This window comes from Gryllotalpicola sp. CP2-P1, from assembly GCF_057512245.1.
In genome coordinates this window covers 1-15,528 of record NZ_JBLRDT010000053.1, presented here as the reverse complement: position 1 = coordinate 15,528, position 15,528 = coordinate 1, and the positions used below count along the sequence as shown (strand labels likewise).

The following is a 15,528-nucleotide window of genomic DNA, read 5'->3' as shown; positions in this document are numbered from 1 at the left end:
GCCGCAGCAGCAGGCATCCGGCCCCACGTGTGGTGACGGATGCCTGCTGCTGCGGCTCGCGTCGAGTGGGCGCGCTCGGCGGCGGTGGTGTCCGCTGCGCGGGTCCGCTGGGCCGACGCATCCGCTCAGGCTCCTGCCTGCTGCGGGTGCGCCGCCTCGAGCGCGTCGAGCAGCTGCGGCACGATGAGGTTCACGTTGCCGCAGCCGAGCGTGATGACGAAGTCGCCGCGCTGCGCGAACTGCGCCGTGAAGTCGGCCGCCTGCTGCCAGTCGGCGATGAACGCGACCTTCGATGGGTCGCGGAAGCGCTCGGAGACCAGCGCGCCCGTCACCCCGGGAACCGGGTCTTCGCGGGCGCCGAACACGTCGAGCACGACGGTCTCGTCGGCGTACCGCTCGAGGGTGTCGGCGAACTCCTGCGCGAGGCGCTGGGTGCGGCTGTAGGTGTGCGGCTGGTGCACGGCGATGAGCCGCCCGTCGCCGACGACCGAGCGCGCCGCCTCGAGCACCGCCTTCACCTCGGCGGGGTGATGGGCATAGTCGTCGTAGACGCTCACTCCCCCGACGGTGCCGTGCAGCTCGAAGCGGCGGTGCGTGCCGCCGAATGCCTCGAGCGACGCGATCGCCGTCTCGGGGGCGACGCCGAGGGCGGTCAGCACGGCGAAGGCACCCGCCGCGTTGAGCGCGTTGTGCCGGCCGGGCACCCGCAGCCGCCCGCGGTAGCTCTCGCCGCGCCACTCGAGCGTGAAGGCGACCGGCCCCTCGGCCGTGATCGAGGTGACGCGCACGTCGGCGCCCTCGCTCTCGCCGAAGGTCACGACGTTCAGGTGCGAGATACGCGGTGCGACGGCGCGTGCGCCCGCATCGTCGGCCGAGATCACGACCAGCTCGCGCGCCCGGTCGGCGAAGGTCACGAAGGCGTCTTCGACGGCGGCATATGAGCCGTAGTGGTCGAGGTGGTCATCGTCGATGTTGAGGATCAGGGCGACGGAGGTGTCGTAGAGCAGGAACGAGCCGTCGGACTCGTCGGCCTCGATGACGAAGAGGCCGGACTCGCCGTGCCGCGCGCTCGTCTCGAGGCCCTCGATCACGGCGCCGTTGACGAAGCTCGGGTCGGCGCCCGCCGCCAGCAGCGCCGTCGAGATCATTCCGGTGGTCGTCGACTTGCCGTGCGCGCCGGCGACCGCCACCAGTCGGCTGCCGCGAGCGAGCCAGGCGAGCGCCTGCGAGCGGTGCAGCACGGGAATGCCGTGCGCGAGCGCGTATTGATACTCGGGGTTGTCCTGCCAGAGGGCGCCCGTGACGACGAGCGTATCGGCGTCGCCGACGTTGGCGGCGTCATGGCCGATGTGGATGCCCGCCCCGAGCTCGGACAGCGCGCGGGTGTACTCGCTCTCGGCCCGGTCGGAGCCCGTCACGGGAATCCCTGCGGCGAGGAACAGGCGCGCGACGCCGTTCATGCCCGACCCTCCGATGCCGACGAAGTGCGCCTTCCCGATGGACTCGGGCAGCGGCATCGACAGGTCGGGCTTGATCACGGGTTCCAGTATCTCCTTGCTGTGCTCGCGGGCAGGTCAGGCGGGCCCGGTCAGGCCTCGGCCGCCTTGATCAGGGCGACGAGGCGCTCGGCGCCGTCGCGGACGCCGACGGATGCCGCGGCCGCAGACATCGCCGCGATCCGCTCCTCGTCTTGGAGCAGCGGCAGCAGGTGCGCCTCGACCCAGTCGGGGGTGAACTCCCGGTCTTCGACGACGATGCCGCCGCCCGAGCTCACGACGTCGGCGACGTTGAAGCGCTGCTCGCCGTTGCCCACCGGGTAGGGCACGTAGACGGCGGGGATGCCGAGCGCGGTCAGCTCGCTGACCGTCGCGGCGCCGGCACGGCTCACGACGAGATCGCACGCGGACAGCGCCTGATCCATGTCGTCGACGTAGTCGACGAGGTGGTACCCCGGCAGACCGGGGTCGCTGAACTCGCGGGCCCCGCCCTGGATGTGCAGCACCTGGTACCCGGCGCCGAGGACGCGCTGCGCCGAGTCGAGCATGGTGCGGTTGACGCGGCGCGCGCCGAGCGACCCACCCGTGACGAGCAGCACGGGGCGGTCGTCGAGGCCGAAGCGCCGGCGGGCGCCGGCGCGCGCGACCGACCGGTCGAGCGCCTCGATCTCAGGGCGCAGCGGCATGCCGACGAAGCGGGCGTGCGGCAGCGGGGTGCCGCGGAAGGCGACACCCACGCTCTCGGTGAAGCGGGCGCCGAGCCGGCTCGCGAGGCCGGGCTTCGCGTTCGCCTCGTGCAGCACGAGGGGCGTGCGCGTGCGTCGTGCCGCGAGATAGGCCGGGGCCGCGGCATAGCCGCCGAAGCCCACGACGACGTCGATGCCGCGCTCGGCGATGAGCTTCTCGATCTGCTTCACCGCGGCCCACCAGCGGCCGGGGAAGCGCAGCGCGGCGGCGTTGGGACGGCGCGGGAACGGCAGCTTGGGGATCGTCGCGAGCTCGTAGCCGCGCTGCGGCACGAGGCGCGCTTCGAGGCCCTCTGCCGTGCCGAGCACCACGATCTCGGGGCCGCCTGCCGGGGCATCCGCCGCCGCATTCGCCGCGTGCAGCGCACGCAGCTTGTCTGCGGTCGCGAGCAGCGGATTCACGTGGCCGGCGGTGCCTCCACCGGCGAGAAGGTACGTCGTCACTGCTTAAGGCTAGCCCGGGCCGAGAGGCCGCCCCTGCGCGCGGCGCGGCTCTCCTCACGGGCGAACGAGAGCACGATGCCGAGGGCCGCGAGCGTCGAGATGAGGGCCGTTCCGCCCGACGAGATCAGGGGCAGCGGCACCCCGAGCGCGGGGAACAGCCCGACGACGACCGCGATGTTGATGATCGCCTGGCCGATGATCCAGACCGTGACGCCGCCCGTGACGGCACGGGCGAACACCGTGTTCGCCGAGCGGATGATGCGCAGCAGCACGAACGCCAGTGCGACGAACAGCAGCAGCACGAGCACGGCGCCGACGAGGCCGAGCTCCTCGGCGGTGACCGAGAAGATGAAGTCGGTCGACGACGCGGGCAGCCAGTTCCACTTCGACTCGGAGTTGCCGAGCCCGACGCCGAAGATGCCGCCGTTCGCCATGCCCCACTGACCCTGCAGCACCTGATAGCCGGAGCCGTTCGGGTCGGCCGCCTCGGGGTGCAGGAACGCCTGGATGCGGTCGACGCGGTTCTTCGTCGAGAAGCCCAGCACGAGGGCGCCCGCGGCCCCGGCCGCACCGACGAGCAGCAGCTGCCACAGCGGGATGCCCGCGAAGAACAGCGCTCCGATCAGCACCAGCCCGACGATCATCGTCGTGCCGAGGTCGTTGCCCTTCATGATCAGGAAGAGCGGCACCAGGCTGATCAGGATGACCGGAACGAGCGCCTGCCCGATCTGCGTCATGCGCGCCTGCTTGCGCGTCAGGAACATGCCGAGCCACAGCACGAGCGCGATCTTGATGAGCTCGGAGGGCTGGAACAGGATCGGCCCGAGCCTCAGCCAGTTCGTGTTGTTGTTGATGCCATAGCCGAGCGGTGTGAACACCACGAGGCACTGCAGCGCGCACGCCCCGAGCAGAGCGAGCCACGCCCATTTCTGCCAGAACCGTGCGGGGATGCGCGAGACCACCAGCATCATCGGAACGCCGATGATCGCGTAGAGGCCCTGGTTCATGAACTTCGCGAAGAAGCTCGAGCCGTCGGCGTGCGAGGCGACGTAGGACGACGACAGCACCATGAGCAGCCCGAACGCGACCATGAAGAGCGTGAGGCCGAGCAGCATGAAGTAGTTGGCGGATTCCGCCTCGAATGCGCGCCCGAGCGAGATGCGCGCCGTGTGCATCGCGCCGCCCGTTCGGGCGCCGGCGGAGAACCGCGGCACCCTGCGCTGGCCGGCTTGCGTAGTCACCTGGCCATCCTCACAACGGATGCCCGACCTCTCGGCTCGGCGCGCCGAGCTCATCCCTTCAAGACCGCTGAGAGCGCCCTTCACCCCGCGAGATGCTTGCGGACCGCCTCGGCGAACTTGTTGCCGCGGTCGGCGTAGTCCGCGAACTGGTCCATCGAGGCAGCGCTCGGGGCGAGCAGCACGGTGTCGCCGTCGTGGGCGACGGATGCCGCGAATCGCACGGCCTCCTCCATGACGCGCTCTCCCCCGGCAGCCCCGGCTTGCGCGACATCCCCCGTCACTTCGAACAGCGGCAGCTCGGGCGCGTGCTTCTGGAACGCGGTGCGCAGCTCGTCGCGGTCGACGCCGATCAGCACGGCGCCCCGCAGCCGCACGACGTGCGCGGCCACCAGCTCGTCGACGTCGACGCCCTTGAGCAGGCCGCCGACGATCCACACCACCGACGGGAACGCCTTCAGCGAGGCATCCGCCGAGTGCGGGTTCGTCGCCTTCGAGTCGTCGACCCAGGCGATGCCCCCGGCGACCGCGACGGTCTCGATGCGGTGCGCATCGAGACGGAAGGTCTTCAGCGCCTCGTGGATGACGCCGGTCTCGACACCGAACGACCGCGCCAGGGCCGATGCCGCGAGGATGTTCGCCACGACATGCGGGGCGCCGAGCCCGGCGGCGGCGAGCTCGTCGAGCGTCGTCAGCTCGAGCGCCGTGTGGTGCCGCTCATCGAGGAAGGCGCGGTCGACGACGATGCCCTCGATCACGCCGAAGTCGCTCGGCCCCGGCACGCCGAGGCCGAAGCCAATGGCTCGGGCGCCCTCCTCCACGTCGGCGTCCTCGACCATCCTCATGGTCGCCTCGTCGGCCTTGTTGTAGACGCACGCGACCTTGGTGTTGTCGTAGACCTTCGCCTTCGCGGCGCGATACGCCTCGAAGGAGCCGTGCCACTCGAGGTGGTCCTCTGCGATGTTGAGGCACACGCTCGCGTACGGGTGCAGCTCCCCCGCGGGCCCGTGGCCGTAGCCCTGCCCGTTGATGCGGTGCAGCTGGTGGCTCGACAGCTCGATCACAAGCACGTCGAAGCCCTGCGGGTCGCGGATCGCATCGAGCACGGGAACGCCGATGTTCCCCGCAGGCGCGGCCCGCAGCCCCGCCGCTGCGAGGAACGTGGCCGTGAGCTGCGTCGTGGTGGTCTTGCCGTTGGTACCGGTGATCGTGATCCACTCGGCCGGCGATCCGTCGGGGCGCACGACCTTGTCGCGCAGGCGCCAGGCGAGCTCGATGTCGCCCCACACGGGAAGGCCCGCGTCGCCCTCGGCCCACTGCAGCAGGGGGTGCGACGGCGGGAAGCCGGGGTTCGCGACGACGAGCTGCGGATCGAAGTCGAGCAGTCGCTGCGGCGGGCCGCCCGCCAGCACATCGAGGCTCTCGTCGACCACGAGCTCTGCCCCGATGACGGCCAGCAGCTGCGAGCGCTCAGCGTCGGCCTGCTGCGTGACGACGAGCACCTCGCAGCCCAGCTCGACCAGGGTGTCGGCGACGGAGAACCCGGTCTTGCCGAGCCCGAACACGGCGACGCGCAGACCCTTCCAGGCATCCGTATGCCAGGAACTCAGCGCCTCGAAGTCGACGGCGGCCGCGTGCCGCCCTGCGTGCTGCTCGGTCAACTGACGCTCAGCCACTCGAGGTAGAAGGTGCCGACGCCGGCGGCGACGAGCAGACCCGCGATGATCCAGAAGCGCACGACGATCGTCACCTCTGCCCACCCCTTCAGCTCGAAGGTGTGATGGATCGGCGTCATCAGGAAGATGCGCTTGCCGTGCGTGATCTTGAAGTACGCGCGCTGCAGGATGACCGACCCGGCCTCGATGACGAAGAGGCCGCCGATGAGGATGAGCAGCAGCTCGGTGTGGGTGAGCACAGCCAGGGCGCACAGCGCGCCGCCGAGGCCGAGTGAGCCCGTGTCGCCGAGGAAGATCTGCGCCGGGTTGGTGTTCCACCACAGGAATCCGACCAGGGCGCCCGTGATCGCCGCGGCCACGATCGCGAGCGACAGCGGGTCGTTCGTCGTGTAGCACTTCGCCAGGTTGTCCTGATCGATCGTCGGGCTGAAGCACGACTGGTTGAACTGCCAGAAGCCGATGAAGATGAACGACCCGATGGCGAGGATCGATGCGCCCGGTGCGAGGCCGTCGAGCCCGTCGGCGAGGTTCACGCCGTTGGTCGTCGCCGCCGCGAGGAAGTTCACCCAGATCAGGTACAGGATGATCGCGACCGCGGGCACCGCCGTCGCGATGCGGCCGATGTCGAGCGCGGGCACGTCGCGCACCGCCGAGATGCCGAGGGATGCCGGCGTGTAGCCCTGCGTGTTGGGGAACTGGATCGCGAGGATCGCGAACACGGTCGCGACGACCACCTGGCCGACGATCTTCGCCCAGCCGCCGAGGCCCAGGCTGCGCTGATTGCGCACCTTGAGGAAGTCGTCGACGAAGCCGACGGCGCCCATGCCCACGAGCATCAGGAGCACGAGCAGCGAGCTCGCCGAGATGCCGTCGCCGCCGAACATCAGCGCAGAGGCGAAGAAGCCGAACAGCGTCGCCAGGATGATGATGATGCCGCCCATGGTCGCCGTGCCGCGCTTGGCGTGGTGCGACTGGGGCCCGTCGTCGCGGATGAACTGCCCCAGCTGCAGCCGGTGGAACAGCTTCACGAACAGCGGCGTGAGGAACAGGGAGAAGGCCAGGGAGAGACCGCCGGCGGTCAGAAGAGTCCTCACGAGAACGATTCTCCCAGGCGGTCGCCCAGGAACCGCAACCCGGCCACCTTCGAGCTCTTCACGAGGATCGTGTCGTTGGGCCGCGCGAGCGCACGCACAAGCTCGAACGCCTCGTCGATCGTCTCGACGTACTGCGACTCGTCGGAGAAGAATGTGCCCTCGCGCATCGCGGAGACATGCACCCGGCGTGCGCCCTCGCCCACCACGACGAGGCGGTCGATGCCGAGCACGACGACGTCGAGGCCGACCTTGTCGTGCTCCTCACCCGAGAACTCGCCGAGCTCGGCCATCTCGCCGACGACCGCGATCGTTCGGCCGCCCGGGCGCTTCAGCTTCGCGAGGGTGCGCAGGGCGGCGGCCATCGAGTCGGGGCTCGCGTTGTAGGCGTCGTTGATCACCGTGATGCCGTCGCGGCCGCCGAGCACCTCCATACGCCAGCGCTCGGCGCGTGTGACGGCTTCCAGGCCGGGCACGATGTCGTCGATGCCGACGCCGATCGCGTGGGCCGCCGCGGCGGCGGCCAGCGCGTTCATGACGTGGTGCTCACCGAGCACCTTGAAGGCGACGGATGCCTCAGCCCCGGGCAGCACGAGGGTGAACGACGTCCCCTCGGCGGTCACGACGATGTCGCGCGCGGTCACCTGGGCGCCCTGCCCGAGCCCGAACCACAGCACCTGGCCCGCGGTCGTCTGCTCGGCCATGGCTGCCACCCGGCGGTCGTCGATGTTGAGCACCGCGATGCCGTCACCGGGCAGGTGCTTCACCATCTCGGACTTCTCGGCCGCGACCCCGTCGATTCCGCCGTAGCCGCCGGCGTGCGCGAGGCCGACCTTCAGCACGACACCGATATCGGGCTTGCCGATCTCGACGAGCCGCGCGATGGCGCCTGGCGCGTAGAGCCCCATCTCGGAGACGAGGAAGCGCGTGGATTCCGTGACCCGCAGCATGGTGAGCGGCGCGCCGACCTCGTTGTTGAACGACTCCCTCGGCGCGACGGTCTCGCCGAGCGGGCCGAGGATGCTCGCGAGCAGGTTCTTGGTCGTCGTCTTGCCGTTCGAGCCCGTGATGCCGACGACCTGCAGCGCCCCCTTCGCGTGCACGCGAGCGACCACCTCAGTCGCGAGCGCGGCGAGAGCGTCGACGACGTCGGCCACGACGATCTGCGGCACGGTCGCCAGCTCGGGAAGCTCGCGCTCGACGACCAGGACCGCCGCGCCGTTCTCGACGGCCTGAGGCGCGAACAGGTGCCCGTCGGTCGCCTCGCCGCGCTTGGCGAAGAAGATCCCGCCGGGGGCGACCTCGCGCGAGTCGGTGGCGGCGAGCCCCGAGACGGTGCGCGAGGCATCCGCCCCGCTCTCGCCGAGGTGAAGGGATCCGGAGACCGCGTCGGCGATCTCGGTGAGGGTCAGTGCGATCATGCGGCCAAACTCATCGGGCTCATCAGTGGGTAACGGGCAGGTCCGATGGAGCGCTGTTCGACGGGCTCACCCGGTACGTCTTCAGCACCTGGCTCATGATGTCGTGAAACAGCGGCGCTGCCGCGTAGGACATTTTACCGTTCGCGGGGAACCCGATATTGACGTCGACGAGGTAGCGCGGGTTGTCGACGGGCGCCACCCCCATCACCGAGATGTAGTAGTTCTGGCGGTAGCCGCCGTGCCCGTCGGGCTCCTGCGCGGTGCCCGTCTTGGCGGCGAGCCGGTAGCCGTCGATCTTCAGCGCGGCGTCATTCGGGTTCTTGTTCGGCACGGACTCGAGCATGTCGAGCATCGTCTTCGAGGTCGACGACTTGATGACGCGCGTCGACGTCTTCTTGGGCACGTCGGTCATCGTGCCGTCGGCCTGCTTGCAGCCCTTCACGAGCGACAGCGGCACCATGACGCCGTCGTTGGCGAGCGCCTGGTAGGCCTGCACCATCTGCGCCATCGTGGCCGAGACGCCCTGGCCGAACATGGTCGTGTAGTTCGTCTGCGCGTCCCAGGTGCCCGGCTTGGTCAGGATGCCGCTCGCCTGTGCGGGGAAGTCGACGGAGGTCGGGCTGCCGATCCCGAACTTCTTGTAGTAGTCGTAGCGCGTCTGGCTCGACATGTTCTGGCCGAGCTCGGCGATTCCGACGTTCGACGAGTTCATCAGGATGCCCGTGAGCGTCATGTCCTCGACGGGGTGGTACTCGGCGTCGCTGAACCGCACGCCGTTCGGCCCCGAGAAGGAGTCCGCGGTCATCACGTGCGAGTACGGAGTGGCGTAGCCGGTGTCGATCATCGCCGCCGCCGTGAGCGACTTGAAGGTCGACCCGGGCTCGAACATGCTCGAGAACATCATCGCGGTGCTGCGGTACTCCGCCGGCACCGAGTCGATGTCGTTGGGGTCCACCGACGGGTACTGCGCGGCCGCCTTGATCTCGCCTGTCTTGATGTCGATGACGGAGCCCTGGGCGAACTCCGCGCCGAGCTGCTTCGTCGTGCTCGCGAGCTCCTGGTTCAGGAACCAGTTGAGGTCGGAGTCGAGCGTCGTGACGAGGGTTCCGCCCTGCTTGGCCGCCTTGGTCACCTTGGTGCTGCCGGGCAGCGCCACGCCGTCGCGGCTCGCCTGATAGGTCTCCTCGCCGTTCTCGCCGACAAGGCACTTCTGGTACTGCTGCTCGAGGCCCTCGGCCCCTTGGCCTGACGAGTTGACGTAGCCGACGATGTTGCCGCCCACGGCCCCGAGCGGATAGTTGCGGGCAGGGTGGCTCACCGGCGTGAGCCAGGCGATCTTCAGCGCCTCGATCTTGTTGAACGTCGGCACGTCGGCGTTCTTGATGAGGGGCGCGTACTGCGACTGCGAGTTCGCCTTCAGCGCGCTCGTGAAGTCGGCCATGAAGGTCTTCACCGGCGTGTTCGTGATCTTCGAGAGCTTGGCGAGCACGGGGTCGGCCGCGAGCTTCGCGAGCGCCTGGTCGCGCGGAAGCGCATGCCCCTTCCCGTCCGTGTACGCGCTCAGAGCGTTGACGGGCGAGGCGATGAAGTCGTAGCGCAGCACGCTGCCTGCGAGCACCGTGCCGTCGTCGTCGACGATGTCGCCGCGGGCGCCGTAGAGCGTGATCGCCGTGCCGCGTCGCTCGGCCGCCTGCGCGGTCAGGGCGCTGGCGTGGACGACCTGGATGTCGAAGAGCTTGTAGACGAGGCTCGAGACGACGGCCAGCACGATCAGCAGGGCGATCGAGGTGCGCCTCCGCGTCGACTTCTTCGCCTTCACTCGTGCTCCCCCTCGCTCTGCCTTCGTCTCGTCGGCCGGGTCGGCACCGCTAGTGGGTGGCGGGCGCCGGCAGCGGCCCGCTCCACGCTACGGGGCCGTGCTGCTGCGGGTTCACATTCGCCGCCGGTGTGCCGGAGGCCGACTTGCTCCCGGTTTGCTGTGAGCCCGCGCTCGAGACGGAGGTCTCGTCCGTCGCGACCTGCGAGGGTTTCGGCCCCGTCTTCGCGTTGACGAGCGGAACCCCTGTGATGAGCGCGTTCGGCACGAGGGACGAGCCCGCCTTCGCCGGCTGGCCGCTCGCCGCCGTCGGCGAGCCGACCACCTGGCCGTTGGAGAGCCGCAGGTAGACGGGTGAGCCGTTGGCGACCATGCCGAGCGCGTCGGCGTTGGCCGCCAGGTTCTGCGGGCTGGACAGCTTGTCCGCCGCCTCCGACGACGCCTGGTAGTCCCTGCTGAGCTTCTTCTGCTCCTGCTGCAGGGAGTTGAGCCGATAGGCGCCGTTCGAGACGCCGATGCTCAAGGCGAGCTGGGCCACCACGATCAGGATGAGCGCGCCGACCGCGATGCCCGCGTAGAGCAGCCTCGGGCGCTGGGCGGCACCGACCGGCGCGTCGACGGGGGCGAGCAGCCCGCGCCGCCGCTCCTCGCGGTTCGGCAGCGGCAGCTGCGAGACCCAGGGGTGCTCGTCGGCCGGCGGGAAGGCCACGTCGAGATCGGCACCGGAGGCCGCATCGATCAACGGCTCGATCACCGCGGTGTTGCCGTTCATGCTCATGAAGCCCCCCTCAGCACTTCTCTGACTCGCTCGACCGCGCGCAGGCGCACCGGGGCGCTGCGCGGGTTGCGTTCCTTCTCGTCGTCGCCGGCGAGCTCGGCGCCGCGCGTCAGCAGCGCGAGCTCTGGCCGGTGCTCCGGCAGTTCGACGGGCAGCCCGGCCGGCGCGGTCGACGTCGACCTCGCCTGGAAGATCCGCTTCACGATCCGGTCCTCGAGGGACTGGTACGACATGACGACGAGGCGGCCGCCGACGTTGAGCGCGTCGATCGCACGTGGGATGGCGCGCTCGAGCACCGCGAGCTCCTGGTTGACCTCGATGCGCAGCGCCTGGAAGACGCGCTTGGCCGGGTGCCCCTGCTTGCTGATCGCGGCCGGCGTCGCCGCCTGCAGCACGTCGACCAGCTGCATGGTGCGGGTGATCGGATGCTGCGCCCGCGCCCTCACGATGAAGGAGGCGTAGCGCGCGGCGAGCTTCTCTTCCCCGTAGTCGCGGAAGATGCGCCGCAGCTCACCCTCCGAGTAGTCGGCGACGATGCGTTCCGCGGTGAGCTCGGCCGTCGTGTCCATGCGCATGTCGAGCGGCGCGTCCTTCGCGTACGAGAAGCCGCGCTCGGGCAGGTCGAGCTGCATCGAGCTGACCCCGAGGTCGTAGAGGGCGCCGTCGATCGCCGTGTAGCCGAGCTCGGCGATCGCGGTGTCGACGCCGTCGTACGTCGTGTGGACCGGCCGGAACCGGTCGCCGAAGCGGGCGAGCCGCTCCCCCGCGAGGCGCAGTGCCTCTGGGTCGCGGTCGAGGCCGACGAGCGTGAGGCCCGGGAAGCGCTCGAGCATCGCTTCCGAGTGCCCGCCGAGCCCGAGGGTGCCGTCGACGACGACCGCGTTCGGGCGGCCGATCGCCGGCGCGAGCAGCTCCAGGCAGCGCTCGAGCATGACGGGGGTGTGCAGCTGAGAGGCATCCATGGCGAGAAATCGGCCGGCCCGCCTGCCGTGATCCCCATCCATCCTTTTCTGCCTGACTTGGCCGCGGGGAAGTCGGCCAAGGCACGCGGATGGCTGGGAGTCACAGCCTGCGGACTAGAAGAGGCCGGGGATCACCTCCTCCGCGGTGTCGGCGAACGTGCTCTCCTGCTCGGCGAGGTACGCCTCCCAGGCCTGCGCGTCCCAGATCTCGGCGCGGCTTCCCGCGCCGATGACGGCGAGTTCCTTGGTGAGCCCTGCGTAGGCGCGCAGCGCCGGCGGGATCGAGATGCGGTTCTGGGCGTCGGGCTGCTCGTCGCTCGCCCCCGACAGGAAGACGCGCAGATAGTCACGGGCCTGCTTGCTCGTCACGGGCGCCTGGCGGATCTTCTCGTGCATCGAGGCGAACTCATCGGTGCTGAAGACGTAGATGCAGCGCTCCTGCCCGCGGGTGAGAACGACCCCGCCCGCGAGCTCCGCCCGGAACTTGGCCGGAAGGATGACGCGGCCCTTGTCATCGAGCTTCGGAGCGTACGTGCCGAGAAACATGCGCGGCGCCTCCCTTCCCCGAACGCGAACCGCAGTGCCCACTGGTGATCCAGTGCGCCCCACGTTACTCCACATCCATCCACCTGCAAGGATTTGAGGCCGGTTTTGGGGGTCTTTTCCAGGTCCAGATCCGCGTGATTACACGCGACGCGCGTGGTGGAGGACGGTGGAGGGCTTTCCCGCCACAGCGCCGCGGAGAAGGCATACAAAAAGGGCCGACCCGAACGGGTCGACCCTGAAGTCAGTCGTGCGCGCGCCGAAGGCGAACGCGCCGGTGGAAGAAGGTGGAGGGCGGGGGCTAGCGGTCGCCGTCCTGGCGCCTGTCCCAGCGCTCGCCGAGACGGTCCATGAAGTCGGACGAGCTCTTCGCGCGACCGCTGCCCGGCTTGGCGGCTCCGCCCTGGGCGTCGAACAGCGAGTCGGCGCCGCGTCGGCGACCGGGAGTGATGGCCAGCAGAACACCGGCGAACATGACCAGGAAGCCCAGGATGCCGACGACGGGGAGCCGGATCGCGACGCCGAGGATCAGTGCGGCGACGCCCACGACCGCGAGCAGAACGCCGAGAACGATCGCCCGATAGGCGGGCTTGCGACGGGGCGCATGGCTGATATTGGCCACGAAGTCGGCGTCGTTCTGGTAGAGGTTGCGCTCCATCTCGTCGAGAAGGCGCTGCTCGTGCTCCGAAAGCGGCATCCCGATCCCCTCTTCTTCAGCTTCGTCAGCTTCGTTGCGTCGTGCTGTGACGCCCCAGTGTAATCACGGCTCAGCGGGCCTGCTAGCCCGTTGCTCAGCCATCGTGTGCCCCGCCGTTAAGCTGGCACGGTGGCGGAAAGCGTGAGACTCGTCGATCTGGTCCAATCCCGTCTCGACGGCTTCCTCGATGACCGCTCCTCCATTGTCGGAACCATCGGTCCCGATGTGACCGCCCTGCTCGACGACTCGCGGCGATTTCTCAGCGGTGGCAAGCGGTTCAGGGCCCAGTTCTGCCACTGGGGGTGGCGCGCCGTCGCCGGCATCCGCGAGACCCCCGTGACCCAGCGCGAGCTCGACGCCGTCATCGGCGCCGCGAGCGCGCTCGAGCTGTTCCACGCGGCCGCCCTCGTGCACGACGACGTCATCGACAGCTCAGACACGCGGCGCGGCGAGCCCAGCGCCCACCGCCGCTTCGCAGGCCGCCACGCCGAGAACCGCTGGGCCGGCGACGGCGCCGCCTTCGGCACCTCGGCCGCGATCCTGCTCGGCGACCTGCTGCTCGGCTGGAGCGACGAGCTGCTCGACGACGCGCTCTTCGAGTTGGGCGACGCGCAGCGCGCGCGAGCGGCCAGGCAGCTCTTCAACACCATGCGCACGGACGTCACGGCGGGGCAGTACCTCGACGTGCTCGAGGAGAGCGCGTGGGTGGGGCGCGACGAGGCCGAGCAGCTCGAGGCTGCGCGACGGGTCGTCGTGTTCAAGTCGGCCAAGTACAGCATCGAGGCGCCGCTGCTCATCGGCGCCGCCCTCGGCGGCGGCAGCGATGCCCAGCTCGAGACGCTGAGCGCCTTCGGGCTGCCGCTCGGCATCGCCTTCCAGCTGCGCGACGACCTGCTCGGGGTCTTCGGCGACGCCGCCGTCACGGGCAAGCCGAGCGGCGACGACCTTCGAGAGGGCAAGCGCACGCTGCTCGTCGCCCTGACGCGAAGCCGGGTGAGCGGCTCGGTGCGCCGTGTGTTCGACGAGCTGCTCGGCGACCCGAACCTCGACACCGAGCAGGTGCTCATGCTGCAGGGCGCGATGCGCGACTCCGGCGCCGTCGACGAAGTCGAAGAGGTGATCGATCGGGAGGTGCGTCGCGCCAATGCGGCGCTCGATGAGGCATCCCTCGCCCCCGAGGCGCTCGCCGCCCTGCGTCAGCTGACGGCGCGGGTCACCGACCGCGACGCGTGAGCCCGCGCTCGCCGATCAGGCGAGGGCCTGCGCGACGCGTCGCACCTCGGTCTTGCGGCCGGTGCGCAGGGCGTCGATCGGAGCCGCCTCGAGCGTCTCGTCCTCGGTGAGCAGCCAGTCGATCGCCTCATCATCGGTGAAGCCCGCGTCGCCGAGCACGATGAGCGTTCCGCGCAACTCGCTGAGCGGCTCGTTTCCCGACAGGAAATCGGCCGGGACCGCGAGCGGCCCACCGCGGCGACTGCCGAGCAGGTGCTTGTCATCGATCAGCCTGCGGACGCGGGAGGGTGAGACTCCGAGAATCTCGACCAGCTCGGGCACGGTCAACCAGGTGCGCTCGGGCGACGGAGTAGCCATGTGGAAAATCGTGCCAGAAGTTGCGCCCGCTGTTCACAGATCACGTTCATGGCTTTGTGACGTGTCACTGCGCGCGCGGAATATATCGCTACCTAGACTCGTCGGGTGACCAACGCGAGCCAGACCGACCCCCTGCTCGGCCGTCTCATCGACGGCCGATACCAGGTGCGCTCGCGGATCGCTCGCGGCGGCATGGCGACGGTGTATCTGGCCACCGACCTGCGCCTTGAGCGGCGTGTCGCACTGAAGGTGATGCACAGCCACCTCGCCGACGACACGAACTTCAAGACCCGCTTCGTGCAGGAGGCGCGCTCGACGGCACGCCTTGCGCACCCCAACGTCGTCAACGTCTTCGACCAGGGGCAGGACGACGACATGGCCTACCTGGTCATGGAGTACCTGCCGGGCATCACCCTGCGCGATCTGCTGCGCGACTACGGCAAGCTCACCCCCGAGCAGACCATCGACATCATGGAGTCGGTGCTCGCGGGCCTCGCGGCCGCTCACCGTGCCGGCATCGTGCACCGCGATCTCAAGCCCGAGAACGTGCTGCTCGCCGATGACGGCCGCATCAAGCTCGGCGACTTCGGGCTCGCCCGCGCCGCGGCCAACGCGACCGGAACCGGGCAGGCCCTGCTCGGCACGATCGCGTACCTCTCCCCCGAGCTCGTCACCCGCGGCATCGCCGACACCCGCAGCGACATCTACGCCATCGGCATCATGATCTACGAGATGCTCACCGGCGAGCAGCCGTTCCAGGGCGAGCAGCCGATGCAGATCGCGTACCAGCATGCGAACGACTCGGTTCCGAAGCCGAGCCTCAAGAATCCGCTCGTGCCGCCGCAGCTCGACGACCTCGTGCTGTGGGCGACCAGCCGAGACCCCGAGGAGCGCCCGGCCGACGCTCGCGCCCTGCTCGAGAAGCTGTACGAGGTCGAGCGCGCCATCCACGGCGCGCAGCCCGACGGTGAGCTGGATGCCACGCGCGTGATCTCCCCCACCGCGAACGACACGCAGGCGACGACCGTGC

At 69.7% G+C, this 15,528-nt stretch carries 14 protein-coding genes; 2 read left to right on the top strand and 12 right to left on the bottom strand.

From position 1 onward, the window contains the following. Positions 1-125: 125 nt before the first annotated feature. From murC to ACM2XV_RS06210, 11 genes are all read right to left on the bottom strand, one after another. Complete coding sequence (murC, locus tag ACM2XV_RS06260; protein WP_487026298.1) at positions 126-1,538, bottom strand: UDP-N-acetylmuramate--L-alanine ligase; 1,413 nt, start codon at positions 1,536-1,538, stop codon at positions 126-128. Positions 1,539-1,588: 50 nt separating this feature from the next. Continuing rightward, on the bottom strand, positions 1,589-2,686 hold the full coding sequence (locus tag ACM2XV_RS06255; RefSeq protein WP_487026297.1) for a UDP-N-acetylglucosamine--N-acetylmuramyl-(pentapeptide) pyrophosphoryl-undecaprenol N-acetylglucosamine transferase: 1,098 nt from the start codon (positions 2,684-2,686) through the stop codon (positions 1,589-1,591). After that, positions 2,683-3,927, bottom strand: coding sequence for a putative lipid II flippase FtsW (ftsW, locus tag ACM2XV_RS06250; protein ID WP_487026296.1), 1,245 nt, complete (start codon positions 3,925-3,927; stop codon positions 2,683-2,685). The genes ACM2XV_RS06255 and ftsW overlap by 4 nt, the downstream gene beginning before the upstream one ends. Positions 3,928-4,007: 80 nt before the next feature. Continuing rightward, complete coding sequence (gene murD, locus ACM2XV_RS06245; protein ID WP_487026301.1) at positions 4,008-5,585, bottom strand: UDP-N-acetylmuramoyl-L-alanine--D-glutamate ligase; 1,578 nt, start codon at positions 5,583-5,585, stop codon at positions 4,008-4,010. Beyond that, on the bottom strand, positions 5,582-6,694 hold the full coding sequence (mraY, locus tag ACM2XV_RS06240; RefSeq protein ID WP_344778199.1) for a phospho-N-acetylmuramoyl-pentapeptide-transferase: 1,113 nt from the start codon (positions 6,692-6,694) through the stop codon (positions 5,582-5,584). The genes murD and mraY overlap by 4 nt, the downstream gene beginning before the upstream one ends. Beyond that, the gene (locus ACM2XV_RS06235; RefSeq protein WP_487026295.1) at positions 6,691-8,112 is read right to left on the bottom strand and encodes a UDP-N-acetylmuramoyl-tripeptide--D-alanyl-D-alanine ligase; all 1,422 of its coding nucleotides are present in this window, start codon (positions 8,110-8,112) and stop codon (positions 6,691-6,693) included. Before ACM2XV_RS06235 ends, mraY begins: the two co-directional genes overlap by 4 nt. Before the next feature lie 22 nt (positions 8,113-8,134). Continuing rightward, on the bottom strand, positions 8,135-9,931 hold the full coding sequence (locus tag ACM2XV_RS06230) for a peptidoglycan D,D-transpeptidase FtsI family protein (RefSeq protein ID WP_487026294.1): 1,797 nt from the start codon (positions 9,929-9,931) through the stop codon (positions 8,135-8,137). A gap of 49 nt (positions 9,932-9,980) precedes the next feature. Next, positions 9,981-10,706 carry a cell division protein FtsL gene (gene ftsL / locus ACM2XV_RS06225; RefSeq protein ID WP_487026293.1) on the bottom strand — a complete coding sequence of 242 codons (726 nt, stop codon included), beginning with the start codon at positions 10,704-10,706 and terminating at the stop codon, positions 9,981-9,983. Then, entirely contained in the window at positions 10,703-11,668 is a 966-nt protein-coding gene (rsmH, locus tag ACM2XV_RS06220) for a 16S rRNA (cytosine(1402)-N(4))-methyltransferase RsmH (protein ID WP_487026300.1), read from the bottom strand. The genes ftsL and rsmH overlap by 4 nt, the downstream gene beginning before the upstream one ends. A gap of 114 nt (positions 11,669-11,782) precedes the next feature. Further along, complete coding sequence (gene mraZ, locus ACM2XV_RS06215; protein WP_344778209.1) at positions 11,783-12,214, bottom strand: division/cell wall cluster transcriptional repressor MraZ; 432 nt, start codon at positions 12,212-12,214, stop codon at positions 11,783-11,785. Positions 12,215-12,512: 298 nt separating this feature from the next. After that, on the bottom strand, positions 12,513-12,908 hold the full coding sequence (locus tag ACM2XV_RS06210; RefSeq protein WP_344778211.1) for a DUF3040 domain-containing protein: 396 nt from the start codon (positions 12,906-12,908) through the stop codon (positions 12,513-12,515). A gap of 129 nt (positions 12,909-13,037) precedes the next feature. On the opposite strand from ACM2XV_RS06210, the gene ACM2XV_RS06205 reads away from it, so the two are divergent. Continuing rightward, a complete protein-coding gene (locus tag ACM2XV_RS06205; protein ID WP_487026292.1) occupies positions 13,038-14,141 on the top strand; it encodes a polyprenyl synthetase family protein in 1,104 nt (367 codons plus the stop codon). 15 nt (positions 14,142-14,156) lie between these two features. On the opposite strand, the gene ACM2XV_RS06200 is transcribed toward ACM2XV_RS06205, so the two are convergent. Beyond that, positions 14,157-14,498: an Rv2175c family DNA-binding protein gene (locus ACM2XV_RS06200; protein WP_487026291.1), complete on the bottom strand. Its 342-nt coding sequence runs from the start codon at positions 14,496-14,498 to the stop codon at positions 14,157-14,159. A 192-nt stretch (positions 14,499-14,690) separates the two neighbouring features. Here ACM2XV_RS06200 and ACM2XV_RS06195 point away from each other — a divergent pair. Beyond that, positions 14,691-15,528: protein kinase domain-containing protein (locus ACM2XV_RS06195; RefSeq protein ID WP_487026299.1), on the top strand; the 838-nt coding region annotated here is incomplete at its 3' end.

Excerpts from the sequence above, each read along its gene's own strand:
- rsmH (WP_487026300.1), bottom strand. The coding sequence starts at position 11,668 with ATGGATGCCTCTCAGCTGCACACCCCCGTCATGCTCGAGCGCTGCCTG.
- ftsL (WP_487026293.1), bottom strand. The coding sequence starts at position 10,706 with ATGAGCATGAACGGCAACACCGCGGTGATCGAGCCGTTGATCGATGCG.
- ACM2XV_RS06235 (WP_487026295.1), bottom strand. The coding sequence starts at position 8,112 with ATGATCGCACTGACCCTCACCGAGATCGCCGACGCGGTCTCCGGATCC.
- mraZ (WP_344778209.1), bottom strand. The coding sequence starts at position 12,214 with ATGTTTCTCGGCACGTACGCTCCGAAGCTCGATGACAAGGGCCGCGTC.
- ACM2XV_RS06210 (WP_344778211.1), bottom strand. The coding sequence starts at position 12,908 with ATGCCGCTTTCGGAGCACGAGCAGCGCCTTCTCGACGAGATGGAGCGC.
- ACM2XV_RS06200 (WP_487026291.1), bottom strand. The coding sequence starts at position 14,498 with ATGGCTACTCCGTCGCCCGAGCGCACCTGGTTGACCGTGCCCGAGCTG.